Source organism: Hyalangium ruber (genome assembly GCF_034259325.1).
GTDB lineage: Bacteria > Myxococcota > Myxococcia > Myxococcales > Myxococcaceae > Hyalangium_A > Hyalangium_A rubrum.
Map to the genome: position 1 here is coordinate 416,582 of NZ_JAXIVS010000003.1, position 24,088 is coordinate 440,669.

General features: G+C 68.9%; 20 protein-coding genes. 15 read left to right on the plus strand and 5 right to left on the minus strand.

All coding sequences use genetic code 11. From position 1 onward, the window contains the following. Positions 1 to 122: 122 nt before the first annotated feature. Together SYV04_RS10640 and SYV04_RS10645 are read left to right on the plus strand one after the other, a co-directional pair. On the plus strand, positions 123 to 1,514 hold the full coding sequence (locus SYV04_RS10640; protein WP_321545573.1) for a hypothetical protein: 1,392 nt from the start codon (positions 123 to 125) through the stop codon (positions 1,512 to 1,514). A 282-nt stretch (positions 1,515 to 1,796) separates the two neighbouring features. Further along, positions 1,797 to 3,929, plus strand: a complete 2,133-nt coding sequence (locus tag SYV04_RS10645; RefSeq protein WP_321545574.1) for a M4 family metallopeptidase — start codon at positions 1,797 to 1,799, stop codon at positions 3,927 to 3,929. Between the two features lie 22 nt (positions 3,930 to 3,951). Here SYV04_RS10645 and SYV04_RS10650 read toward each other — a convergent pair whose 3' ends face one another. Then, a complete protein-coding gene (locus SYV04_RS10650) occupies positions 3,952 to 5,133 on the minus strand; it encodes a site-2 protease family protein (RefSeq protein ID WP_321545575.1) in 1,182 nt (393 codons plus the stop codon). Between the two features lie 151 nt (positions 5,134 to 5,284). Here SYV04_RS10650 and SYV04_RS10655 point away from each other — a divergent pair, with 151 nt between their 5' ends. Both SYV04_RS10655 and SYV04_RS10660 read left to right on the plus strand, forming a co-directional pair. Then, positions 5,285 to 6,847: an acyl-CoA carboxylase subunit beta gene (locus SYV04_RS10655; RefSeq protein WP_321545888.1), complete on the plus strand. Its 1,563-nt coding sequence runs from the start codon at positions 5,285 to 5,287 to the stop codon at positions 6,845 to 6,847. 102 nt (positions 6,848 to 6,949) lie between these two features. Then, on the plus strand, positions 6,950 to 7,552 hold the full coding sequence (locus tag SYV04_RS10660) for a hypothetical protein (protein WP_321545889.1): 603 nt from the start codon (positions 6,950 to 6,952) through the stop codon (positions 7,550 to 7,552). Between the two features lie 85 nt (positions 7,553 to 7,637). Here SYV04_RS10660 and SYV04_RS10665 read toward each other — a convergent pair whose 3' ends face one another. After that, positions 7,638 to 9,170 carry a carboxypeptidase-like regulatory domain-containing protein gene (locus SYV04_RS10665; RefSeq protein ID WP_321545576.1) on the minus strand — a complete coding sequence of 511 codons (1,533 nt, stop codon included), beginning with the start codon at positions 9,168 to 9,170 and terminating at the stop codon, positions 7,638 to 7,640. Between the two features lie 72 nt (positions 9,171 to 9,242). Continuing rightward, on the minus strand, positions 9,243 to 10,148 hold the full coding sequence (locus tag SYV04_RS10670; protein WP_321545577.1) for a hypothetical protein: 906 nt from the start codon (positions 10,146 to 10,148) through the stop codon (positions 9,243 to 9,245). Positions 10,149 to 10,323: 175 nt separating this feature from the next. On the opposite strand from SYV04_RS10670, the gene SYV04_RS10675 reads away from it, so the two are divergent. Genes SYV04_RS10675 through sitI6 form a run of 4 tightly spaced genes read left to right on the plus strand, consistent with a single transcriptional unit; the run spans position 10,324 to position 13,498 of the window. Further along, positions 10,324 to 11,223, plus strand: coding sequence for an MBOAT family protein (locus SYV04_RS10675; protein WP_321545578.1), 900 nt, complete (start codon positions 10,324 to 10,326; stop codon positions 11,221 to 11,223). 52 nt (positions 11,224 to 11,275) lie between these two features. Next, positions 11,276 to 12,097, plus strand: a complete 822-nt coding sequence (locus tag SYV04_RS10680; RefSeq protein WP_321545579.1) for an SDR family oxidoreductase — start codon at positions 11,276 to 11,278, stop codon at positions 12,095 to 12,097. 10 nt (positions 12,098 to 12,107) lie between these two features. Next, the gene (gene sitA6 / locus SYV04_RS10685; protein ID WP_479691436.1) at positions 12,108 to 12,764 is read left to right on the plus strand and encodes a SitA6 family polymorphic toxin lipoprotein; all 657 of its coding nucleotides are present in this window, start codon (positions 12,108 to 12,110) and stop codon (positions 12,762 to 12,764) included. Between the two features lie 20 nt (positions 12,765 to 12,784). After that, positions 12,785 to 13,498, plus strand: a complete 714-nt coding sequence (gene sitI6, locus SYV04_RS10690) for a SitI6 family double-CXXCG motif immunity protein (protein WP_321545581.1) — start codon at positions 12,785 to 12,787, stop codon at positions 13,496 to 13,498. Positions 13,499 to 13,505: 7 nt separating this feature from the next. Here the strand turns inward: sitI6 and SYV04_RS10695 are convergent, their stop codons facing one another. Then, positions 13,506 to 14,690, minus strand: coding sequence for a hypothetical protein (locus tag SYV04_RS10695; RefSeq protein WP_321545582.1), 1,185 nt, complete (start codon positions 14,688 to 14,690; stop codon positions 13,506 to 13,508). A 131-nt stretch (positions 14,691 to 14,821) separates the two neighbouring features. On the opposite strand from SYV04_RS10695, the gene accC reads away from it, so the two are divergent. The 5 genes from accC to SYV04_RS10720 are packed head-to-tail and all read left to right on the plus strand — an operon-like array spanning position 14,822 to position 19,587. After that, positions 14,822 to 16,339: an acetyl-CoA carboxylase biotin carboxylase subunit gene (gene accC / locus SYV04_RS10700; protein WP_321545583.1), complete on the plus strand. Its 1,518-nt coding sequence runs from the start codon at positions 14,822 to 14,824 to the stop codon at positions 16,337 to 16,339. A 45-nt stretch (positions 16,340 to 16,384) separates the two neighbouring features. Continuing rightward, the gene (locus tag SYV04_RS10705) at positions 16,385 to 16,894 is read left to right on the plus strand and encodes a DUF2118 domain-containing protein (protein ID WP_321545584.1); all 510 of its coding nucleotides are present in this window, start codon (positions 16,385 to 16,387) and stop codon (positions 16,892 to 16,894) included. Continuing rightward, a complete protein-coding gene (locus SYV04_RS10710) occupies positions 16,894 to 18,555 on the plus strand; it encodes an acyl-CoA mutase large subunit family protein (protein ID WP_321545585.1) in 1,662 nt (553 codons plus the stop codon). The genes SYV04_RS10705 and SYV04_RS10710 overlap by 1 nt, the downstream gene beginning before the upstream one ends. Before the next feature lie 26 nt (positions 18,556 to 18,581). Next, positions 18,582 to 19,097: a YfbM family protein gene (locus SYV04_RS10715; protein WP_321545586.1), complete on the plus strand. Its 516-nt coding sequence runs from the start codon at positions 18,582 to 18,584 to the stop codon at positions 19,095 to 19,097. A 28-nt stretch (positions 19,098 to 19,125) separates the two neighbouring features. Next, positions 19,126 to 19,587, plus strand: coding sequence for a YciI family protein (locus SYV04_RS10720; RefSeq protein WP_321545587.1), 462 nt, complete (start codon positions 19,126 to 19,128; stop codon positions 19,585 to 19,587). Between the two features lie 73 nt (positions 19,588 to 19,660). Here SYV04_RS10720 and SYV04_RS10725 read toward each other — a convergent pair whose 3' ends face one another. Then, positions 19,661 to 20,428 carry a TSUP family transporter gene (locus SYV04_RS10725; RefSeq protein WP_321545588.1) on the minus strand — a complete coding sequence of 256 codons (768 nt, stop codon included), beginning with the start codon at positions 20,426 to 20,428 and terminating at the stop codon, positions 19,661 to 19,663. A gap of 120 nt (positions 20,429 to 20,548) precedes the next feature. On the opposite strand from SYV04_RS10725, the gene SYV04_RS10730 reads away from it, so the two are divergent. Further along, positions 20,549 to 21,364, plus strand: coding sequence for a hypothetical protein (locus tag SYV04_RS10730; RefSeq protein ID WP_321545589.1), 816 nt, complete (start codon positions 20,549 to 20,551; stop codon positions 21,362 to 21,364). A 75-nt stretch (positions 21,365 to 21,439) separates the two neighbouring features. Next, complete coding sequence (locus tag SYV04_RS10735; RefSeq protein ID WP_321545590.1) at positions 21,440 to 24,064, plus strand: J domain-containing protein; 2,625 nt, start codon at positions 21,440 to 21,442, stop codon at positions 24,062 to 24,064. The last annotated feature ends 24 nt before the right edge of the window (positions 24,065 to 24,088 follow it).

Below are 24,088 nucleotides of genomic sequence, written 5' to 3' on the forward strand. Positions count from 1 at the left end.
ACAGTGACATGCGCTTCATGGTGTTGCCTCCCTTCGCGCCTGCAATCCAGGCCACGGAGCAAGGAGGCGGGACGCACCGGCATTGCTTGACAGAGTGGGAGCCCGGCTGCTCTCTCCTGGGTATGCTCTCGCTCGTCCTGGCCGCCTCGCTCGCCGCCGCCCCTGCTCCTCGCTCCGCTCCCTCGGCGACGACCGTCGTCCACATCCCTCAGCTGGACAAGCTCTCCGGGCTCCAGGCCTTCATGTCCCGCGCGGGCACCTACGCGGCCATGGCGCGGCCCACCACCTGGGCCGCCGAGTTTCACCCCTTCCTCTCACTCGACCCAATGCGCGCGGAGACGCTCACCGCCGTGGGCATCGACCCCACGGGCTCCGCCACCGTCTCCTTCCTGCGCACGGGAAAGGTGTCCTGCGCGCGGCTGGCGGACCCGAAGGCCTTCCAGGCCAAGGCGGCCACGGCGCTGGCGGCCGGCGGCGAGGTGAAGACGGGCACCAGCAAGGGCGTGACGACGGCGAGCGCCCCGCGCAGCTCGGGCGGCCGCGCCGGCTACGCCCTCAAGGGCCAGGACGTGTGCTCCTTCGCCACGCTCCAGGAAGACGATGACATGCTCAAGGAGGCCGTGAAGCTGATGGGCAAGGCCCCCGCGCCGGACGCTCGGCTGGGCAAGCTGTCCGGAGTGGCCTTCGTCCTCCAAGGCGCCATGGTGGTGGGCATCGACGGCACCGCCGATGGGCTCCAGGCGGAGGGCACCGCCACCAAGCTCCCCCTGCCCCCCTTCCAGTCCTCGGGCAGCAGCCCCTACGGGACGATGGCCCCCTCAGGCCTGCTCGTCTCCCGCGCGCAGGTGGCCTCCACGGGGCTCTCCCAAGCGGTGGGCTCCGTGCGCTGGAGCGTCCAGCAGATGTGCGCCACCTGTCCGCCCGAGCAGATCGAGGCGATGGCGAAGACTGTGACGGAACAGCTCACCGGGCACATCGCGGTGCTGGTGGACAGCATCCAAGTGAAGTCCTCGCTGCGCACCCCCGAGGGCCGCTTCTTCGCCCCACGCCAGGCCATCGTCGCGGAGGTGAAGGACGCCGCGAAGGTGAAGGCGGCGCTCGCCCCGCTCGCCCAGTTCCCGGGCGCGACGGCACTGGAGGACGGCTACACGCTGGCGCTCAAGGGCGGCAGCGTCCTCGTGCGGCAGAAAGGCCCGCACCTGGTGCTGGGCAATGACGACGCGGTGGTGCGGAGCCTCCTGGAGACGCTGCCGGAGAAGGGCGCCAAGCTGCCCCACGCCGTGGACTTCTCCGTGGACCCGAAGAAGGTGGCCCGCGGGCTCTCGCAGGTGTCGCTGATGGACGTCATGTCCAACCAGCAGCTCGCGGCCCTCTTCGCCGCCAGCGCGGAGGTCGGCCCGCTGCTCTCCAACAGTGAGCGCATCACCGGGTGGCTCGACAGCGCCTCGGGCGGCGCCCACCGCTTCTCGCTGAACTGGGCCCTGCCGCCCGCCGCCGGGAAGAGCTCGCCCTGAGCGCACCCGCTTCCAGTTGAATGGAAGCAGCCCCGACAAAGTGCCGCTTCCATTCGAATGGAAGCAGCCCTTTTGCGCCCGGGCCCTTTTGTTGGCTCCGCAACGGGTGCTACCGTTCCGTAAAAATCGTGCTCCACCGCAAAAACCCTATGCTCCGCAGTAGGGTCACTGGCGACTCACACCCACATCCACCTATTTAATCGCACGACGCAACACCTTTCACTCCACGCCGATAATCAGGGTGTTCTCTCTCGCATTTCTTTCCAAATCTCTGAGGCCCCCGTGACCATCCGCCGCCTTGATCAGACCCCCGTCGTCCCCACCGCTCGCAGCACGGAGACGAAGCCCGCCAACACCGTGAAGGCCAACACCGCCGAGCGCAGCACCCGCGCCTCGGAGCAGTCCGGCTTCACCCCCGCCGCCTCGCGCCCCACCACGAACCTGACGGGCGTGACGGGCCGTACGCCCGGCCCCGTGGCCCCCACCAGCGTCGAGGGCCAGGCCGCCATCCAGGCCACGCTGTCCCACATCAACCAGCAGATGAACACCGCCGAGTCGCTGCGCGGCGGCTCGCCCGCCCCGGCGTTCGACGCCTCCAAGGCCTTCAGCCCCAAGAGCGTGGAGCGCGATGAGCTGGGCATGACGCACGTGCGCATGGACCGCATGCACGAGGGCGTGAAGGTGTTCGGCGAGCAGGTCATCGGCCACATGGGCGCCGACGGCAAGTTCGACAGCCTCACCGGCGACACCACCACCATCCCCGCGGGCCTGGGCAAGCAGGAGCCGAAGCTCTCCTCCCAGGACGCGCTGGCCATCGCCCAGAAGGAGTTCGCGGGCCAGACGGACCGCAAGCCCACCGTGGAGCGCGTCGTCTATAAGGATGCGCAGGGCCAGTACCACTCGGCCTACCGCGCCGAGCTCACCAACACCTCCAGCAAGGAGGACCGCCCGCGCCGGATGAACTACCTCATCGACGCCAACACCGGGAAGATGTTCGAGAGCTACAACCAGATGGGCGGCATCGAGCTGGACCGCAAGCCGCGCAGCGAGCCCAAGACGGTGACGGGCTCGGCCACTCCCAACGCCGCCATCACCGACCTGGGCACCACCACCTCGAAGATCTCCCTCGGCGAGGATGTGACCATCGACTCGCTGAAGCTGGACCTGGACCTGGCCCACTCGTACCGGGGCGACCTGAAGGTCAGCCTGACCAGCCCCTCGGGCAAGACGGCGGTGATCAGCGACCGCGCCGGTGGCGGCGCCGATGACCTCAAGGGCTCCTTCGACCTGAGCGCCTTCAAGGGTGAGAAGACCAAGGGCGAGTGGACGCTCACCGTGGAGGACAAGGCCAAGAGCGACACGGGCACGCTGAAGAGCTGGAGCCTGACGGCCACCGCCAAGGCGGAGCAGCAGAACCCGCCCACCCCGCCCACGGGCAAGGGCGACGACGTCTCGCTCTACAGCGGCACGGTGGACCTCTCCACGAAGCAGAACGCGGACGGCAGCTACAGCCTGGACGACAGCACCCGCGGCAAGGGCGTGGTGACGCTGGACGCGCAGAACAAGGACGAGGCGCGCAACCCCGTGGCCTTCAACGACACCAACAACGCCTGGGGCGAGGCGGGCGACAACCCCCGCACCAAGGCGGCGGTGGATGCGCACTACGGCGCGCAGATGACGTACGACATGTACAAGAACGTGCTGGGCCGTGACTCGCTGGACGGCAAGGGCGAGAAGCTCGTCTCCAACGTCCACATCGGCACCAACTTCGTGAACGCGTACTGGGACGGCGAGCAGATGAACTACGGCGACGGCAACGGCAAGGACGCCGGCCCGCTGACCACGCTGGACATCGCCGGCCACGAGATTACGCACGGCCTGACCGAGCGCACCGCGGGCCTCATCTACCGCGGCGAGTCGGGCGGCCTGAACGAGGCCATGAGCGACATCATGGGCACGGGCGTGGAGTGGTACGCCAGCCAGCAGAACGCGGCGGTGAAGTTCGACTGGGCGGTGGGCGAGGACGCCTGGACGCCGACGAACGGCGACCCGAACGACGCCCTGCGCTACATGGACGACCCGACGGCGGACGGCTACTCGGTCGACAACTACAAGAACTACCCGAAGCAGACCGAAGTGCATGGCTCCAGCGGCATCGCCAACAACGCCTTCTACCTGCTGGCCAACGGCGGCACGAACAAGACCTCGAAGCAGACGGTGGACGGCGGCATCGGCATGGACAAGGGCCTGAAGATCTACTACCGCGCCCTGGCCCACTACATGACGCCGAGCACCACCTTCGCCCAGGCGCGCGAGGCCACCATCAAGGCGGCCACGGACCTGTTCGGCGCCACCTCGACCGAGGTGCAGAAGGTGAAGGACAGCTGGGCCGCCGTGGGCGTGGCCGCGAAGTAGTCCGCCCTCCCCTGCCCTGGCGTCAGGCCGGACGCTCCTGACGCCAGCGCGGCGAGCGCTCCCCGCCTCGCTGCGCGCGGGCCAGCTGCACCGCCAGCCCCGCGTTGATGTCATTGCCGTCCAATGTCCCCACCAGCCGCCCTTGCTCCAGCACCAGGAGCAGGGGCGGTTGTGCTTCCACCATCCTTCGCACCGCCGACCACGCGTCCTCTCCGGGCGCCACGGTGACGGCGGGCTTGAGGAACTCGCGCACGGTGCGGCCCGAGCGCTGCGCCTCGGGCACGGCCAGCACGTCTCCGAGCACCACCCACCCGATGGGACGGTCCTCCTGGGTGAGGGGCAGCGCCAGCCGCCGCTCGTGCCGCAGCTGCACCAGGGCCTCCTCCAGGGGCGTGTCGGCCTCCAGCCCGTGGAAGCGAGGGGTCATCAGCTGCTCCACCTGGAGCTTCTCGAGCACGCTGCGGAGCAGCACCTGGCGCGACTCACTGTCGGCGCCCATGAAGATGAAGACGCCGATGGCGGCCAGCATGATGTTGAACGAGAACAGCCCCACGGCGAGGAAGAGCACCGCGAACACCTTGCCGATGAAGGCCGATACGCGCGTGGCGCGCACCAGCCCCATCCTCTCGGCGAGCAGTCCCCGGAGGATGCGCCCCCCGTCCATGGGGAAGGCCGGCACCAGGTTGAACAGGCCGAGGATGAGGTTGAGGCTCGCCAGGTAGAAGAGGAAGAACGGCGGGGCGAAGGAGCGCGTCTGCGGCAGCAGCACCAGGGCCACGAAGAGCAGCGCGGACAGGCCGATGCTCGTCACCGGACCGGCGAGCGCCATGAGCACCTCGTCCCGGTGGCGCCGGGGCATCTCGGAGATCTCCGACACGCCGCCGACGATCATCAGCGTGACGGAGCGCACCTCTCCGCCCGTGCGCAGCGCATAGAGGACGTGCGCCAGCTCGTGTACCAGCACCGAGGCGAACAGCCCCACCGCCACCCCCAGCCCCCAGAGAAAAACCGGGCCCCCCATCAGCTCCGGTTGGATGCCGGCCGCCTGCGCCGACTGCCGGAACACACCCCCGAACACCACGGCGAGCAGGGGCAGCACCAGCAGGAGCGAGACGTGGATGCGGATGGGGATGCCTCGGAAGGAGGCCACCTGGAACGCCCATCGCTTGCCGCCGTGCATCACCACCTCCAGAGCCAAACCCACCCCGAGCCTGTAAAAGCTGGGGCTTGCCCGGGGCGGAAGCACGCGGCCGGAGAGTGCCTGCCCGGCTGCCTGGAGAGGATTTCCGGGGAAAGCCTGGGTCTCGCCATTGCTGCCGGGGGTGCCCAATCGTGCTAGAGGGCGCCTCATGCCCATGGACGGAACCCCCGAAAAGGACCCCCTTCGCGCACGCCTGGATGAGATGGAGAAGCAGGCGGAGCTGGGCGGAGGCGCGGACCGCATCGCCAAGCAGCACGAGTCCGGCAAGCTCACCGCTCGCGAGCGCATCGACTTGCTGCTCGACCCTGGCTCGTTCTGCGAGCTGGACAAGTTCGTCACCCACCGCTCGAGCGACTTCGGGATGGCGGACAAGAAGATCCTCGGCGACGGCGTCGTCACCGGCTACGGCACGGTGGAGGGCCGGCAGGTGTTCGTCTTCGCCCAGGACTTCACCGTGTTCGGCGGCTCGCTGTCGGGCGCGTACGCGCAGAAGATCTGCAAGATCATGGACCTGGCCACGCGGGTGGGCGCCCCGGTCATCGGCTTGAACGACTCGGGCGGCGCGCGCATCCAGGAGGGCGTGGAGAGCCTCGCCGGCTACGCGGACATCTTCCTGCGCAACACCCTGGCCTCGGGCGTGGTGCCGCAGATTTCGCTCATCCTGGGTCCGTGCGCGGGCGGCGCGGTGTACTCGCCGGCCATTACGGACTTCATCCTGATGGCGAAGGACACCTCGTACATGTTCATCACCGGCCCGGACGTCATCAAGACGGTGACGCACGAGGAGGTGTCGAAGGAGTCGCTGGGCGGCGCGCTGACGCACAACCAGAAGTCGGGCGTGGCGCACTTCGCGGCGGACAACGAGCAGTCGGCCATCCTCATGACGCGCGAGCTGCTCTCGTTCCTGCCCTCCAACAACCAGGAGGATCCGCCCGTCCAGCCGTGTGACGACGACGCGTTCCGGGTCGAGGACAGCCTGAAGAGCATTGTCCCCAGCAACCCGAACAAGCCCTACGACATCAAGGAAATCATCCGGGCGGTGGTGGACCACAAGCACTTCTTCGAGGTGCAGGAGCACTTCGCCAAGAACATCGTCATCGGCTTCGCGCGGATGAACGGGCGCCCGGTGGGCATCGTCGCCAACCAGCCGGCGGTGCTGGCCGGCTGCCTGGACATCGACGCGAGCGTGAAGGCGGCGCGATTCGTGCGCTTCTGCGACTGCTTCAACATCCCGCTGGTCACCTTCGTGGACGTGCCGGGCTTCCTGCCGGGCACGGACCAGGAGTGGGGCGGCATCATCACCCACGGGGCCAAGCTGCTGTACGCGTTCGCCGAGGCCACGGTGCCCAAGGTGACGGTGATTACGCGCAAGGCCTACGGCGGGGCGTATGACGTGATGGCGTCCAAGCACATCCGGGCGGACATCAACTACGCCTACCCCACGGCGGAGATCGCCGTGATGGGGCCGGAGGGCGCGGTGAACATCATCTTCCGCAACGAGCTGACGAAGGCGAAGGACGCCAATGAGGAGCGCTCGCGGCTGGTGAACGAGTACCGGGACAAGTTCGCCACCCCCTTCAAGGCGGCGGAGCTGGGCTACATCGACGAGGTGATCCGCCCCGAGGAGACGCGCTCGCGCGTCATCCGCGCGCTGGAGATGCTCAAGGACAAGCGCCAGGAAAACCTGCCGCGCAAGCACGGCAACATCCCCCTGTAGCAGGGGGCCAAGGCTGCCTGGAGAGCAGGCGAGTTCGCGCCGCCGGGGAAATTCTGAGGCGGCGCGCGTGCTTAGAAGGTGCTCACCATGAAGGAGACCTTCTTGTCCCACCCGCGCCTCGTCCTGTTCCTGTCCGATGTCGAAGGAAATCTCACCGCCCTGCGCCAGAGCCTTCGTCGTGTCTGTGAGGAGCTGGGCCTTCCGACTCCCGAAGTGAAATGGGCGCAAGCGCCCAACGGCCTGACGGATGCGGGCTGGCACGTGGCGGAGGTGCCGCTGGCGCCGGACCGCAAGGGCAAGGAGGGGCAGTTGGAGGAGCACCTGGACAAGGTGACCCAGGCGCTCTCGCAGGACTTCCGGGATCGGGCGTTGAGCCTGTACGCGGACCGGGGCAACAGCTACGCGCGGGTGTGTGTCGCGGGTCCGGGTAAGCCCTCGAAGGCGCTGGAGGGTGAGTTCATCGACGTGCTGCGGCAGACGGCGAAGTGGCTGGACGTGGAGACGACGGTGCTCGCCCGGCTGCTGGGCAACAACCCGGCGCGCAACCTGCTGGCCGCGGCGGTGGACTTCGGTGAGGACGCGAAGGCGCGCGGCGAGCAGCCGCCCCCGCCGCCGGAGCCGGACGAGGAGGATCGTTTCGTCGAGGCCAAGCTGAGCGAGGCGCGGGTGCTGATGGAGCAGTACCTCAGCTCGACTCGCAAGTAGGCAGCCGAGCGGTGGGTTCCCTGCTGAGAGTCCGCGCGTGGCCGGAGGGTCTCCCCGACCACGCGCTCACCCTACGCAGCAGCGGCTACCAGGGGCTGGCGCCCACGCGGCCACCGTTGGCGGCGGCCTTGGAGACGTCGTCCCAGTCGATGAACAGGTTGCCGTTGACGTCGCGAGCGTCACTCGGGGAGACGCCGGCGGGCGGGTTCGTCACGTAGGGGCCGATGGCGGAGACATCCGTCCAGTCGATGTCGTTGTCCCCATCCATGTCACCCGCGAGCAACGTCACGGTGGGCAGCGTCACCGTTCCACCCGCCGCCAGCGAGAGGCTGGCGCGCTGGGCGGCGAGGTAGCCCGGCCGAGACGCGGTGGCGGACCGGGTGCCCGCAGCCGCCTGCAGCGAGAAGTTGCCCGCGGCGTCCGTCACCGTCGAGCCCAGCACGGTGCTGCCGCTGCGCACCGTCACCGCCACGCCCCCGTGGTTGGTGCGGTGCTGGCGCAGCACCTTGCCCTGGATGGTGCCCGTCTGCGGCGTGCCGTTGACGTTGAGCAGCAGGCCTTTGCACACGTTGTAGGGGTACGCCGGGATGCCGGTGCCACCGAACGCCGCGCCCGTGTTCACGATGGCGTACGGCGCGCCATTGACGATGAACTCCACGTTGACGTTGGGCGGCAGGTTGTAGAGCGCGTGCGGGCCCGGCGTGTTGACGGTGCGGGTGACGTCGCGGAACCAGGGCGCGGGAACCTTCATGCGGATGGTCAGCACTCCGCTGATGGCGCTGCTGTAGAGGTAGGCCGGGTCGATGGTCAACTTGATGCAGGCCGGGGTCGGGGACTTGGTGTCGAAGTTCCACACCGTGAAGTGCTTCACGTCACCGGTGGCGACGCCATTGGTCACGGTGCCCGAGCCCTCCTCGATCCACATGCCCTGGGCCTGGTCGTACCACCAGAGGGGCACCGTGCCGCTAAACGTGTTGGCGGGGTCGGCGCGCAGGCTGAGCCGCGCGGTGCGGCCGCTGGCCAGGTTGTAGAGGATGCCGTTGGCGTCGCGGAACTCGGCCGAGACGGCGCCGATGCTCTGCAGCATCACCGGGCTGCCGTTGACGTCCAGGCCGCTCATGTCACCCACCATCTCCTCGTTGCGCAGGTCATAGGTGTAGACCTGGAGCTGAAGCGCCGCGGGGGCGGGGCGGCCCTGGGCATCCACGAGCGAGCCGGCGGGAATGGTGATGCGCGTCCCGCGGCTGTCCGTGACGTCGATGTTCTGGGTGGGGTTGATGCTGTAGACCTCGGCTGGGGTCAGCCGGACGTCCAGGGACTCCAGCGGATCACCGGTGTGGATGAGCGAAGTCGGCACATACCCGTTCCGCGTCGCGTCGATGACATAGCGCGTGGCGGTGGGGACGTAGATCTCGAACGAGCCATCCGTGGCGGTCGCCTTGCGTACGCCATTGATGGTGATGGTGCCCGTCAGCGCGGTGCCGCTCTTGCTGGCCAGCTGGCCCGCGAACCGCTGGTACTCGGTCTGCGCCGCCGCGCTCGAGCCGAGCCCGAGACACAGCGCGACCAAGAGCGCCGGAAGATTCCTGAGGAACGATTGGACTGCCTGCTTGTGCATACACGCCTCCCGATGCGCAGGGCGTAAGTGCCCTGCGAGGTTCTTGAAAGAGCTGGAGTGGGTGGAGTCTTGCTAATGCACCGGCTGCGGGAGCACCGGGCAGGCGTAGAGGTTCTCGCCCTCGTCCTGGCTCATCTCTGCTGTGGCCGAGGGAAGCTCGCCCCCGGAACCAGAGCAGCACCTTCCGTTGTAGCAAGACTGGCCCGCCGAGCACCGGTAGGCGTACTGGCACCCCCCACTCGGCGAGCACAGGCCCGGGGTGGTGTAGCAGCCGTTGGGCGGACTGTTGCAGCTCACCGCTCCGAGCGCGATGCACCGGCCCGAGCCGTTGCACCGATCGCTGGTGGTGCAGGCATTGCCATCACTGCAGGAGGCCCCCGAGGGCTTCGGCGTGTACTGGCACCCCGTGGCGGTGCACGTGCCCGTGCTCTGGTAGCAACTGCTGGGCGGAGTGTTGCAGCCGTTGCCACAGGTCGCGCTGGTGATGTTCAGCTTGTAGTTGCCGCACTGGGTGCCGTAGCTGTCGATGATGATCTGCACCACCTGGCCGGCGGTGAGGCTCACCTCCACCTGGGACTGCTGCACCCCGGGACCGATGTCGTCACTGCAGCCCAGCGACTGTGCGGTGTTGTTGTAGGGGCGAACCTCGAGGACCGTGTCGAAGGAAGAGCCCAGGGTGGAGAGGGTGAACGTGCCCGCCCACGGCGCCTTCCAGATATAGACGACGTCGGGCGCGGAGGGGCCATAGGCGCAGCTTGGCTGGTAATCACTGCTCACACCGCAAGTGCTTCCCGTCCCCTGCGGCACTGGAGAGCCGAGGTTCTGGCCCAGATCCCCGCCATACACCTCTTGTTCGATGCTTTGAGGGTTGGGAGCGTCCCGCTCGTCGTCCACCACCGCAGGTCCACAGGCCTGCGCCAGGGCAAAACACCAAGCGCTCAGACAGGCCAGAAGCCTGCCTTCGAAAAATCGGCTCATCTCTTTGCACCCTCTTGATGGCGCTGGGCTCGCTCAAGCTTCGGGCTTATCCATATATTCTATACTTTACACGAAAGATAGAGGTTTCACTCATGGTATGCCTACCCAAGGCAGTGCGCCTTGAGCAGACTTTCGGCGTGGAGTGTGACGGGAGCGTCCGTGATAGAACCGTCACGTGCTGCTCCCCGGCATCCTCCTGGGGTTGCTCTACCTGACCGCGCTCCTCGCGGCGCTGCTGGCGACCGGTTCGCCCTGGCGGCGCTGCGCGGCGGTGCTGGTGGTTGCCACGTCCCTGCCGTTGGCGTTCTTCGTGCCGGCGGAGTACCCGACCTTCACTGCATTCCTCGCGCTGGGCTGCCTCTGGTTCACGGCTCGCGTCGTGGAGCTCGCGCGGGAGCGCGGGAGCGTGCCCGCGCTCTACCGCCTCTGGCATGCCGTGGGCATGGTGGACACCCGCCGCGCACGCCGCAGGGTCCCCAAGGTGGACAGGTCCGCCCTGGCACGGATGGCGGTGGGAGCACCGCTCTTAGGTGCCGCCTGGGCAGGGGTGTACTTCGGAAGCCAGCTGCTCTCGGGAGCGCCCCGGCTCGCGGTCCGGTGGCTCTGCGGCGTGGTGTTCATGTACGTGGCGGTCGAGGTAACGGTGTCGGCGGTCATCCTCGTCTACGGCCTACTGGGCATCGACCCACGCCCGCTCCACGATGACCCCATCCTCTCGAAAAGCATTGGGGAGTTCTGGAACCGGCGCTGGAACCGGGCGGTGCACCGCTTCCTGAAGCAGAACGTCTTCGCGCCCGTGGCCCGCCTCGGGCATGCCGAGTGGGGCATGGTGCTGGCCTTCCTGCTGAGCGCCTTCATCCACTTCTACTTCATGTGGCCGGCGGTGGGCGCGTTCTGGGCGGGGATGATGGCCCTGTTCTTCCTGCTCCAGCTTCCGCTCCTGTGGCTCGAGCGTGTCCTGGGGGTGACCCGCTGGCCGGCGCCGGTGGCCCGGGCGTGGACGCTCACGCTGCTGGTGCTGTTGTCGCCGTTGTTCGTGGAACCGGTCCTTCGGATTGTGGATACCTGGGGGTGACCTGGGCCAGCATGCGCCCACGTTCCCGCCCGAGCGGGAGAAAGGACCCGCTGTGAACACCCTGAAGGGGAAGACCCTGTTCATCACCGGCGCGAGCCGAGGTATCGGCCTGGCCATCGCCCTGCGCGCGGCGCGAGACGGCGCCAACGTCGTCATCGCCGCCAAGACCTCCGAGCCGCACCCGAAGCTGCCCGGCACCATCTACACCGCCGCCGAGGAGGTCGAACGAGCAGGAGGCAAGGCGCTGCCGCTGATGGTGGACATCCGCTTCGATGAGCAGCTGCGCGATGGGGTGAAGCAGGCGGTGGACCGCTTCGGCGGCATCGACATCCTGGTGAACAACGCCAGCGCCATCAGCCTGACGGGCACGCTGGAGACGCCGATGAAGAAGTTCGACCTGATGTTCGGGGTCAACGTGCGGGGCACCTACGCCACCACGCAGGCGTGCCTGCCGGCGCTGCTGGAGGCGAAAAACCCGCATGTGCTCACGCTCTCGCCGCCGCTGAACATGAAGCCGAAGTGGTTCCAGAACCACGTGGCCTACACGATGGCGAAGTACGGCATGAGCATGTGCGTGCTCGGGATGGCCGAGGAGTTCCGCGAGCAGGGAGTGGCGTTCAACGCGCTCTGGCCGCGTACCACCATCGCCACGGCCGCCATCAACATGATTGGTGGCGACGAGATGATGCAGGCCAGCCGCACACCGGAGATCATGTCGGACGCGGCCCACGCCATCCTCACGCGGGAGAGCCGCACCTGCACCGGCAACTTCTTCATCGACGAGGAGCTGCTGCGCGAAACGGGCGTGACGGACTTCGACAAGTACGCGGTGAAGCCCGGCGTGAAGCCGCTGCCGGACTTCTTCCTCGACTGACCCAAGTGGAATGCGCGTGAGCTCGCGGCTGCGAACACTCGGGCTGAGCGTGTTTCTGGCGGCGTGCGCGTCCACGAACGCCTCGCTGCCAGAAACCCGTGAGCCGGAGCTCGTCTCCTGGGAGGAAGGCTGTCAGGACACCTCGACGCTGGAGTTGCTCTGCGCCGAGGACACCTGTGCCTTCTTCCGCTGCCGGGATCTGGTGTTCGAGGAAGAAGCGGTGTCCGCGAGGGTGGAGCCTGCTCGCTGGAACCGTGCGTTCACCCCTGGCGCTCGCCGGGCCCGGTCGGGCAGATATCCACGCCAAGACGCCGAGCCGGTCTTCCTCATCCGCTGGCACAACCACCCTGCCCCCACCCTACCCCGTCAGCACCAGCCTCCTCCGCCCGAGCTGCTGGTCAAGCACCACATCTTTCCTCAGGCCCCGGACCTTGCCGCGTGGTTTCGCCTGCAGGGCATCAACATCCACCAGTACACGCTGCTGATTCCACGCAACGTCCACATCCGGATTCACAGCGGAGGCCCTCGCGGAGGCAGGTGGAACGAGGCTTGGAGGCACTTCACCGAGGGCCGTGAAAGCGCGGCACCCGAAGAGATCTGGGGTCACGCCATCCATCTCATCGTCAAGTTCGATCTGGCGGGAGCCCAGATGCTTCCTTACCGCTGAGCCCTCAGGAGGGAGAGTGCATGCGCTTCTACCGACTGCGTGAGGATGAAAAGGCGGGCTACACAGGTGACATCAGCGCTGCCTCCAAGTGGGGCCTCCCGGGGGCGAGGTGTCCAGGTTGCGGGGCCACCTGGGCCAGTGCCGCAACTGCCTATCCCTGCGTGGACCTTTCCCAGCACCCAAACCGTGCTGAATTCGTTGTGCCAAGGCCCGAACCTCTAGAAGAGTTCGAGAGACTGCGTGAGCTGATCAAGTCCCTGGTTCCCCCAGGAGCACGCATTCCTCCCGGGACGCGGTTTGGCCCCTTGGTAGGAAAAGCTTGGGGCAGCTTCGGCGCGTTCTTCTTCCAGAATCCCTGGGTCCTCGTGGTGCGGCGAGAGGCGATGGAGTCCCTCCAGGACGCGGGGGTTCAGGGACTGGAAGGCCGCAAGCCCGAGCTCCGCTTCCGTCAGAAGAACAACCCGCCCGAGCTGGTCGAACTTCAGCTCGTGCCTCTCGGCCTGCTCCATCCGGATTGCCTACCGCCGCGACCGCCTCCGTGCTCCCGCTGCGGGCGCGACGGCTTCAAGCTGCCCGAGGACCTCATCCTCGACGCCGCCTCGCTGCCCACCCACACCGACGTCTTCCGCCTGGGCAACTTCGCCACCGTGCTGGTGGGCAACGAGCGCTTCAAGGACGCCGTCCAGCGCCTGGGGCTCGATGGCATCGTCTTCCACGAGCTCCCACTGCGCTGAACGAGGCCTACGGAGTCTTCGGCCAGAACGCGGGCGCGCTGGCGCCCTCCAGGGACAACACGCGCTTCTTCGTCCGCGTGTCCCACGCCTGGGTCATCCGCTGGTCCGCGAAGTTGGCCACCAGGAGCCAATCCTCCTGCAACTGGAAGCTGAGAAAGTCATCCGGCTTGGCCGACAGGCCCTCCAGCTCCTCCAGCTTCCCGTCCTGCTCCCAGCGCACCGGAGCGGAGGGATAGAGGTACTCCCCACCAATCACGCCCCGGTAGTGGAGCTTGCCGCCCGGCGTGGTCAGCGTCATCCACTGCCCGCCCTCGTCCTGGCCCGGGAACGCGGCGTCCAGCATCTTCACCGCGCTCTCCGAAGCCTCCGCACCCGGCATCCGGTCCACGGGGACGGAAGCCTTGAAGGTGGGCACCAGCGCCTTGGTCGCTTCCAGCACCGCCGAGCCCGCGGCGAGGTCCGACTCGAAGCCGCTGGCCTTCGTCTCGAAGCGCTTCCAGCCGCCCTCCTCCAGCCGATACGCGTGCGCGAGCCCCGGAAGGCCCTCCGCCCCCTCGGACACGGGGTAGTTCTTCCCCTCGAAGGTGATGAAGGTCTCACCCTTCTTCTTCTGAGGCGTGCGCTCGACGAAGATGTCGGTGACGATCGCCACCACGCGGCCCTGCGTGTCGAAGCCGATCTGCTCGATGGACGGCTTGTCCTGCCCGCCCGCGCCACTGCCACCGGGCAGCCCCTGGATCTCCAGCGGCGCACCCGTCCGCTTGGCCAGGTCCACCCGCCACGCCAGCGGCACCTCCCCCTCCCCCGAGGGCCAGGAGAACACGAGCCCCTCCTTCCCATCCGGGCTGAAGGACACCATGGACCGGTCGCACGCGGCGCCGAAGCTGAAGGCCACCACCGCCTCGCCCGAGGGCAGCGGCTGACGCACCCACTCGCACTTCTCGGGGTCCACCGCCTTCAGCAATGAGACCGCGGAGGAAGCGGCCCGAGGCGCGGGGGGCAGCGCCGCAGCGGGCGTGTCGCTTCCTACCCCCGTGGCGGCATGCGTCCCTCCGCTCAGCGCCGGCTTGGCGGCGGCGGGAGCCGGGCCGGAATCGGCCACGGCGGGGGCGGGGGTAGCGGCTTCTTCGCGCTTGCAGCCCGCCAGGCAGAGGGCGGCGGTCAGCGCGAGGCTCCAGCGAGACAGGGGCATGGGTGTACCTCGGTTCTGTCCGGGGTAGGACAAGGCGTGCGGACTATCCCCCCTCCGGGGCGGGGAGTCACGGCCCACGCGAAGCCACGGCATTCACCGAGGCAGCGCCCGCGTGTGCTAAAGGGGCCCCCATGCCCAAGATCCGCAAGATCCTCATCGCCAACCGTGGGGAGATCGCCATCCGGGTGATGCGCACCTGCAAGGAGCTCGGCATCGCCACGGTGGCCGTCTACTCGGAGGCGGACCGCTCCGCCCTGCACGTCCGCATGGCGGACCAGGCCTACCTCGTGGGCCCGCCGCCCTCGCGCGAAAGCTACCTGGTGCAGGAGCGCATCCTCGAGGCGGCCAAGGCCTCGGGCGCTGACGCCATCCACCCCGGCTACGGCTTCCTGTCGGAGAACGCCTCCTTCGTGCGCGCGTGCGAGAAGGCGGGCATCACCTTTATCGGCCCGCCGGCCTCCGCCATGGATGCCATGGGCGAGAAGACGCGGGCGCGGCAGAACATGATCAAGGTCGGGGTGCCGGTGGTGCCGGGCACGGCCGAGCCCATCGCCACGCAGGAGGAGGCGCGGGCGTACGCGGAGAAGATCGGCTTCCCCATCATGCTCAAGGCGGCCGGCGGCGGTGGCGGCAAGGGCATGCGCCGGGTGGAGGGCCTGCACGACTTCGAGTCGGCGTGGCGCTCGGCCAAGAGCGAGGCGCTCAACTCGTTCGGCAACGACGCGGTCTACATCGAGAAGTACCTGGAGAAGCCCCACCACGTGGAGATCCAGGTGTTCGCCGACGGGCACGGCAACGTGGTGCATCTGAACGAGCGCGAGTGCTCGGCGCAGCGGCGGCACCAGAAGGTGGTGGAGGAGACGCCCAGCCCCATCCTCACCCCGGAATTGCGCGCGAAGATGGGCGCGGTGGCGGTGCAGGCGGCCAAGGCGGTGAACTACGTGGGCGCCGGGACGGTGGAGTTCCTGGTGGACGTCCACCGCAACTTCTACTTCCTGGAGATGAACACGCGCCTGCAGGTGGAGCACCCGGTCACGGAGTGGGTGACGGGGCTGGACCTGGTGGCGCTGCAAATCAAAGTGGCCGAGGGCGAGAAGCTGCCCTTCACCGAGCCGCGGCCGCCGCAGGGGCACTCGATCGAGGTGCGCATCTACGCGGAGGATCCGGGGCGCAACTTCATGCCGAGCCCGGGGAAGATCCAGTACCTGCGCGTGCCGGGTGGGCCGAACGTGCGAGACGACTCGGGCGTGTTCGCGGGCTACACGGTGCCCAACTTCTATGACCCGATGATCTCCAAGCTGTCGGTGTGGGCGCCGACGCGGGCGGAGGCCATCGCCCGGGCGCAGCGGGCGCTGAACGAGTACGTGGTGAAGGGCATCACCACCAACGTGCGCTACCTCAAGGCCATCCTGGCGCACCCGGAGTTCACCGGCGGCGACTACGACACGGGCTTCCTGCCGCGCGAGCACAACACGCTGCTGGGGCAGGACGACCCGAAGCTTCACGAGGTGGCGCTGCTGGCGAGCGCGGTGTTCGCGCACCAGCGGGATCAGCGCAAGGCGAAGACGCTGCCGCAGAAGGCGGGCGGCTCGGCGGGCACGGGTGGCCAGTCCCCGTGGCGACAGGGCCTGCGGACCCGCCGGCGTTAGCGCTCCCCCTCTCCCTTTCCCCATTTACGAGTCCAGAAGGTCGTCATGCGTTACTTCGCGAAGCTGCAGGGCCAGAAGGAAGCGGTGCCGGTGGACATCGAGTCACTGGGAGGCACGCGCTACAAGCTGACGCTCAACGAGCGCACGTACACGGTGGACGCGCTGACGCTGGACCACGGCGCGGTGTCGATGCTGGTGGACGGCACCTCGTACCACGTGGAGTTCGAGGAGAACGGCGACGAGGTCGGCGTGCTGGTCCGCGGGCAGGTGGCGCGCGTGGACGTGGCGGACGAGCGGCGGCTGCGGCTGCGCGCGGGCTCGGCGGCCTTCTCGGTGGAGGGCAAGCAGGTCATCAACGCCCCCATGCCCGGCAAGGTGGTGAAGGTGCTGGTGAAGGTGGGCGACGAGGTGAAGGAGGGGCAGGGGCTGGTGGTGGTGGAGGCGATGAAGATGGAGAACGAGCTGAAGAGCCCCAAGGCCGGCAAGGTGGTGGAGCTGCTGGCCAAGGAGGGGACGGCGGTGGAGAACAACGCGAAGCTCGTGGTGGTGGAGTGATGGCGGACCTCAAGGACGAGAAGGCACGCTGGCAGAAGCAGGTCTACGAGAAGGCGAAGGCCAAGGGCGGCGAGCGCCACCCCTCCTTTGATACTTCCAGCGGCATCGAGGTGAAGCCCGTCTACACGCCAGAGGAGGCCCAGGGCGAGTACACGGAGCAGCTCGGCTTTCCGGGCGAGTACCCGTTCACGCGCGGCGTGCAGCCCACCATGTACCGGGGCCGCTTCTGGACGATGCGCCAGTACGCGGGCTTCGGCACCGCGGAGGACGCCAACCAGCGCTACCACTACCTGCTGAAGTCGGGGCAGACGGGCCTCTCGGTGGCGTTCGACCTGCCGACGCAGATGGGGCGCGACGCGGACCACGCGCGGGCGCGCGGCGAGGTCGGCAAGGTGGGCGTGTCCATCTCCTCGCTGAAGGACATGGAGGTGCTGCTCCAGGGCCTGCCGCTGGGAGAAGTGTCCACGTCGATGACGATCAACGCCACGGCGCCCATCCTGCTGTGCCTGTACGCGGCGGTGGGCGAGAAGAACGGCGTGGCGCTGGAGCAGCTCTCGGGGACGGTGCAGAACGACATCCTCAAGGAGTACATGGCGCGCGGCACGTACATCTATCCGCCCGAGCCCTCGCTGCGGCTGATTACGAACATGTTCGCGTTCTGCGCGAAGCGGATTCCGAAGTGGAACCCCATCTCCATCAGCGGCTACCACATCCGCGAGGCGGGCTCGACGGCGGCGCAGGAGATCGGCTTCACGCTGGCGGACGGCATCGCCTACGTGGACGCGGCGCTGAAGGCGGGGCTGGCGGTGGATGAGTTCGCCGGGCGGCTCTCGTTCTTCTTCAACGTCCACAACAACTTCCTGGAGGAAGTGGCGAAGTTCCGGGCGGCGCGGCGGCTGTGGGCCCGCATCATGAAGGAGCGCTTCAAGGCGAAGGATCCGCGCTCGATGATGCTCCGGTTCCACGCGCAGACGGCGGGCAGCACGCTGACGGCGCAGCAGGTGGACAACAACGTGGTGCGCGTGGCGCTGCAGGCGTTCGCGGCGGTGATGGGTGGGGCACAGTCACTGCACACCAACAGCCGGGACGAGGCGCTGGCGCTGCCCTCCGAGGAGGCGGCGCGGCTCGCGCTGCGCACGCAGCAGGTCATCGCCTACGAGTCGGGCGTGGCGGATGTGATTGACCCGATGGGCGGCTCGTACGCGGTGGAGGCGCTGACGGACGAGCTGGAGGCCAAGGCGGAGGACTACCTCCGGCGCATCGACGACATGGGCGGCATGGTGGCGGCCATCGCCAAGGGCTACCCCCAGGGAGAGATCCAGGAGGCGGCCTACCAGGCGCAGCGGGACATGGAGGAGAAGCGCACGGTGGTGGTGGGGGTGAACCAATTCCAGGTCAAGGAGCCACCGCCGTCAGGGCTGCTGCGCGTGGACGAGAACGTGGAGCGGGTGCAGGCCGAGCGGATGAAGAAGCTGCGGGCCGAGCGGGACAACGCCGCGGCGACGCGCGCGGTGGACACGCTGCGCAAGGCGGCGGGCACGGCGGACGAGAACCTGCTGCCGCTCATTCTCGACGCGGTGAAGGCCTACGCGACGCTGGGAGAGATCTCCGACGCGATGCGCGACGTCTTCGGCGAGCACAAGGAACACGTGGTGCTGTAGTCAGCCCTCGAGCCCCAGGAGCCACCATGGAAATGCTCTGCACCCTGCGCAGCGCGACGGAGGCCCAGCGCGAGGCACTGTTGAAGGCACCCGAGCGGCTGGAGCCCTTCCTGGATGACGAGGAGGACTTTGGCGATACGCAGGGCACGAAGTTCCTGGAGCTCGACATCGGAGAGACGTGGCATGGGCTCCAGTACCTGCTCACGGAGACCGCCTGGGAAGGCACCGCCCCCTTGGACTTCCTGGTGCGCGGCGGGCAGGACGTCGGAGACATCCCCTCGGATGAGGGCACGGCACGCATCTTCACGCCAGACCAGGTGAAGAAGCTCTCCGAGGCCCTGCAGAAGCTCTCGCTGGACACGCTGCGCCAGCGCTTCGACACCGGGACGCTGCAGCAGCTCGAAATCTATCCGGGCACGTGGGACGAGCCGCCGGACGACGAGGACCCGCTGGAAGAGCTGCTGAGCTACTTCGCGGAGCTGCGCAAGTTCGTGAGCCAGGTGGCCCGGCGCGGCCATTCGATGCTGGTCCACATCGGCTGACCGCCCGACAGGCGTGTTACGAAGAGGCATGCGCTCGACCCTCTTCCTCTGCCTCTTTGCCCTGCTCACCGGCTGCGCCACCGGTAAGGCCGCTCAGGCCCAGCCGCCGGAGCCCCCGCGCGAAGAGTTCAAGATGCGCACCTACTACATGGCCTTCCTGCGACGCGGGCCGGCCTGGAGCGCGGAACGGACTCCGGAGGCCGTCGCGGCGGGCGAGGGGCACATGGCCAACATCCATCGGCTGGCGGCGTGCGGCAAGCTGCTCATCGCCGGCCCCTTCGACGTGGGCGCCAACCCACCCAAGGATGCGCTCGCGGGCCTCTTCATCTTCGATGTGCAGACGATGGAGGAGGCCGTCGCGCTCACCCAGACCGATCCGGCCGTCAAGGCGGGCCGCTTCACCATCGAGGTCATGCCCTGGTACGGGCCCGCCGGGCTGACGTACACCGGGCACCCGCCGCCCGCGCCCGGCGCGAAGTGCGAGCCCTGAGGGCGAGCGATGCTGGGCCGCTCGTCCCGAGAAGCTCGAGGCCCTCCGGGAGCACGGTGTCCCACCTGGCGACTCACCTCGACAACAGGTCGCTCCCCAGCTTCAGGACCAGCGCCGCCACCACGACGAGCACCACCTTGCGCACCAGCTTGTCCCCACCCTTCACGGTGAGGTGGGCGCCGATCCACGCGCCGGTGAACTGGGCCACGGCCATGGGCAGGGCCACCTTCCACAACACCACGCCCTTCCACGCGAAGAGCGCCACGGAGGCGATGTTGGAGGCGAAGTTGACCACCTTGGCGTCCGCGGACGCGCGCATCAGCCCATGCCCCAGCAGGGTGGAGAACGCGACGATGAGGAAGGTGCCCGTCCCCGGACCGAAGAAGCCGTCGTACGCGCCAATCACCAGGGCGACCACGCCTCCGAGCACCCGCATCCTCGACAGGGGCGGCTCCGGCCGCTCCCCCGGCGGAGGCCCTCTGCGGAAGGCGAGGAAAGCCGCCACGGCGATGAGCAGCACGAGCACCAGCGGCTTGAGCACCTCGGGCTTCACCCACAGCACCAGCCGCGCTCCCGCGAATGCCCCCGCGAGCCCCAAGGGGAACGTCACCCACGCCAGCTTCCCGCTCACCAGCCCCGCGCGAGAGAAGCGCACCAGCGCGGCAAAGGCTCCGAAGACGGACTGGCCCTTGTTGGTGCCCAGCGCCACGTGCGGTGGCAGCCCGGTCGCCAGGAGCATGGGCAGGGTGATGAGCCCTCCCCCGCCAGCGATGGCATCCACGCCGCCCGCGATCAGCGCCGCGAGGCACAGCAGGACAATGTCGAGGGAGGAGACATCCAAGGCAGGGGCCCACCTCCGCGCGGGCGGCGCCTCCACTACCATGCCCTTCCGCCGACGTCGCGCTTGCGCCCCAGGCCCACCTGAGCGTCAATCCCGGATCCGCTGCCCTCCGAGGTCCCCGTGCCCGTTTCGCTCGTCCCTCTTGTCCTCGTCCTGCTGTCCCAGGCGCCTCGGGCCTCGTCGGACCCCTCGGTGCCCACCTGCCGTAACATCGATGGTCAGGTGGCCTGTGGCTTTGCCTGCAAGTCGGACGGCATGCGCGCCCGGTGCGCCAAGACTCCGCAGGGCATCTGCCAGGTGCTCGACGGGCAGGTGGTGTGCTTCGACCCGCCCGCCTATGTCGTCCGGGCCTATGGCGGCGCGCTGCCCCAGCCCGAGTGTACGGTCTCCGAGGGGCAGGTGGCGTGCGGCTACTCCTGCGCCTCGTACTTCGGCAAGGTGAACTGCGCGCGCACGCCCGCGGGCGTGTGCCGGGGCCGCGGGCAGACCGTGGAGTGCGTGGACCCTCCCGCCTCGGTGTTCGCCATCTACGGCCGGGAGACGCCCAAGGTCGAGTGCAAGACCCAGGGGATGGACTTCGCCTGCGGCTATAAATGTGCCGCCAGCTCCGAGGGCGTGAAGTGCGCCGCCACCCCTTTCGGCATCTGCAAGGCGGAGGGCGGGCGCGTCACCTGCTTCGACCCCTCTCCGGGGGCCGTCTGCGCCTTCGGGCGCAACCTGCCCGCCCCCCAGTGCCGCTCCAATGACGGCACCGCGGCCTGTGGCTACGCGTGCGCGACGGCCTACTCCCGATCCGCCTGCGCCTCGACGCCCAAGGGGGTGTGCAAGGTATTCGACAGTGAAGTCCATTGCTTCGACCCTCCCACCACCCTCCAGGGTGAGGACTCCTGCATGGCCCTCATCGGCCTGGCGGCGATGGAAGGGGCCCAGCCCTGAAGCAACGGGCCTGCATGGCTGTTTGGTTGAATGCGCCGATGGCGCTAGGGTGACACCCAAGGAGCGAGACCGCGCATGGCGGAGGGAGAAGTCCGGCAGTACTTCGTCCGCAACGACAAGGGCGTTGTGTGGGGCCCGCTGACCCTGGCGACCATCGAGCTGTTGATCGACAACGGCGTCATCCAGGGTCGGCTGCAGGTGTCCGAGGATGGGCTTCAGTTCGCCTTCCCGGGGCGGTTTCCGCATCTGCGTGACGCGTTCCCCCGCGAGATGTGGGGGGACGTCGTGGCCCCGGGTGCAACCGTCCCCGTGGCCAGGGCGGAGCTTCCCCCGGAGATGGGGCGGCCGACCGCCGCCGCCGCGCCTCCAGTCACGGCAACCCCAGGGGCAGCGCCCATGGCGGGCCCGGGAGCCGTGGCTCAGGCCAACGCGCCCCGACCCGCGCCCGGCACCGTTCCTCAAGCCGGCGCCCCCAGGCCCGTCGTCCCCGGCGCTGTTCCCCAGGCCGGCGCCCCAGCAGGAGCCCCCGGAGCCCGCCCCGCCGGGGTGCCCCCGGGCGCCATGCCGAGCAACCCCTCCGGTAGCTTCCGTCCCGTCGCGCCTCCGGGCGCGGCGCAGCGTCCGCCCGGGCCCGCCGGTGTAGCTCCGGGCGCACCCGCCGCCCCCGGAGCCCCAACCGCCGGTACCGCGCCCAGGCCTGCCCCAGGCGTGGCGCCTTCGGGCGCTCACGCCGCAGTGGGGCCTGGAGCCGCCTCGCCGGCACGCCCCTCGGGACCAGTGCCCACGGTGGGGCCCGCTGCCGCCACTTCCCCCGCCGCGACGCCCCCTCCTGTCGCTACTCCGGAGTCCCTGGCGCCGCCGCCCGCGCAGGGCTCGCTCGAACAGAGCTCGCCCATCCAGCTCTACGGCCGCATCTCCGCGGGCACGCACACGGGCCTGCTCACCCTGAGGCTCGCCGACCGCGCCATCCAGATCCACTTCCGCAAGGGCAGCCCCGAGTTCGTCGACTCCTCGCACCCCGAGGACGCGCTCGGCACGGTGCTCACCCAGGCGAAGCTGCTCTCCGCCGAGCAGCTCCAGCAGGCCGAGGGCGCCCGCGCGCGCTTCGGAGGCGATCTGCTCGCCGCCCTCTTCGGCATGGGGCTGCTCCAGCCCGCCAGCGCCTTCAATCACCTCTCCCAGCGCGCCCTCTCCCTCCTCCACAAGGGCCTGCGCGCCGAGTCCGGCACCTTCACCTACGAGGCGAAGGACCTGCCCGCCGCCAAGGCGATGCCGCTGGGCAACCGCTGGGCCGTGCTGAGCGACCAGGTCCGCCGCATCGCCTCTCCGGACCTCAAGCGGCGCCTGCAGCCCGTGCTCAACCTGCCCATCATGAAGGCAGGTGGCATGGTGGCCGCGAGCGACCTGCGCCTCACCCCGCATGAGGTGCGCGTGCTCACCGTCATCGACGGCGTGCGCTCCATCGCGCAGCTCCTCACGGACTTCCCCCAGGACACCGACCACATCCTGCGCCTGGCGTTCCTGCTGAAGGAGCTGGAAGGAGTCTCCTTCGCGGCCGTCGCCCAGCGCGCGGCACCACCCCCGCCTGCCGCCGCTGCCCCGAATCCGCCTCCGGCCGCCGCTGCTGCTCCCAGGCCCGCCGCTCCCAACCCGGCGCCTGCTGCCGCCCCGGCCGCCGCTGCCCCCAGGCCCGCCGCGCCCAACCCGGCACCCGCTGCCGCCCCGGCCGCTGCTCCCAGGCCCGCCGCTCCTGCGCCCGCAGCGGCCCCAGCCGCCGCCCGGCCCGCGGCTCCCAACCCAGCGCCCGCCGCAGCCGCCGCTCCCACCGCACCCACCCGGCCCGCGGCGGCTCCGAACCCCGCCCCCGCCGCTAGCCCCGCGAAGCCCGCCGCGCCCGTGCTCAAGCCGGCGGCTCCCGGAGCAGCGCCCGCTCCGGCCGCGCCCACGGCCCCGAAGCCCGCCGCACCGCAGCCGAGCGCTCCGGCAGCCTCCGCGGCTCCCGCCAGCGCAGCAGGGCCGGACGACCTCCCCACCCTGCGGCAGACGGCGGCCACCCTGAAGGGCCAGAACCACTTCGATCGGCTGGGCCTCCCGCAGCAGACGGACGCGGGCGCGGTGAAGGGCGCCTACTTCAAGCTGGCCCGGCTGTACCACCCGGACACACTGCCACCCAACGCGCCGCCGGAGCTGGAGAAGCTCAAGGCGGAGATCTTCGGCTACATCGGCGATGCCTACCGCACGCTCACGGACGACAAGAGCCGGGCCGATTACATCGAAACGCTCAAGGGGGGCGCGGAGGGTCAGGAAGAGGTGGACGTGGTGGCCATCCTCCAGGCGGAGGAGCGCTTCAAGAAGGGCACCATCTTCATGAAGGCGCGCAAGTACGCCGAGGCGGTGGCCATCTTCGACGAGGCCATCCAGCTCAACGGGGCGGAGGCCGAGTTCCACGCCTGGCGCGCCTACGCCCGCTTCTGCGCGGCGCCGGACAAGAAGGCCATCCAGCCCGAGGTGTTCCGAGAGCTCCAGCAGGCCATCAAGAAGAACGAGCGCTGCGCTCCGGCGCACTACTTCATGGGCCTCATGGCCAAGACGCTGGGGGACGCCACCGGGGCCCTCAAGCACTTCAAGCGCACCGTGGAGCTTCAGCCAGATCACATCGATGCGCAGCGAGAAGTGCGCATGGCGGCCCAGAAGAAGTAGGGTGCGCCCCCGCATGAGGCGCTG

Bases quoted from the DNA above. Each gene is read 5' to 3' on its own strand.
- SYV04_RS10640 (WP_321545573.1), top strand. From the start codon at position 123: ATGCTCTCGCTCGTCCTGGCCGCCTCGCTCGCCGCCGCCCCTGCTCCT.
- SYV04_RS10655 (WP_321545888.1), top strand. From the start codon at position 5,285: ATGGACGGAACCCCCGAAAAGGACCCCCTTCGCGCACGCCTGGATGAG.
- SYV04_RS10665 (WP_321545576.1), bottom strand. From the start codon at position 9,170: ATGCACAAGCAGGCAGTCCAATCGTTCCTCAGGAATCTTCCGGCGCTC.
- SYV04_RS10670 (WP_321545577.1), bottom strand. From the start codon at position 10,148: ATGAGCCGATTTTTCGAAGGCAGGCTTCTGGCCTGTCTGAGCGCTTGG.
- sitA6 (WP_479691436.1), top strand. From the start codon at position 12,108: ATGCGCGTGAGCTCGCGGCTGCGAACACTCGGGCTGAGCGTGTTTCTG.
- sitI6 (WP_321545581.1), top strand. From the start codon at position 12,785: ATGCGCTTCTACCGACTGCGTGAGGATGAAAAGGCGGGCTACACAGGT.
- SYV04_RS10695 (WP_321545582.1), bottom strand. From the start codon at position 14,690: ATGCCCCTGTCTCGCTGGAGCCTCGCGCTGACCGCCGCCCTCTGCCTG.
- accC (WP_321545583.1), top strand. From the start codon at position 14,822: ATGCCCAAGATCCGCAAGATCCTCATCGCCAACCGTGGGGAGATCGCC.
- SYV04_RS10705 (WP_321545584.1), top strand. From the start codon at position 16,385: ATGCGTTACTTCGCGAAGCTGCAGGGCCAGAAGGAAGCGGTGCCGGTG.
- SYV04_RS10710 (WP_321545585.1), top strand. From the start codon at position 16,894: ATGGCGGACCTCAAGGACGAGAAGGCACGCTGGCAGAAGCAGGTCTAC.
- SYV04_RS10715 (WP_321545586.1), top strand. From the start codon at position 18,582: ATGGAAATGCTCTGCACCCTGCGCAGCGCGACGGAGGCCCAGCGCGAG.
- SYV04_RS10720 (WP_321545587.1), top strand. From the start codon at position 19,126: ATGCGCTCGACCCTCTTCCTCTGCCTCTTTGCCCTGCTCACCGGCTGC.
- SYV04_RS10735 (WP_321545590.1), top strand. From the start codon at position 21,440: ATGGCGGAGGGAGAAGTCCGGCAGTACTTCGTCCGCAACGACAAGGGC.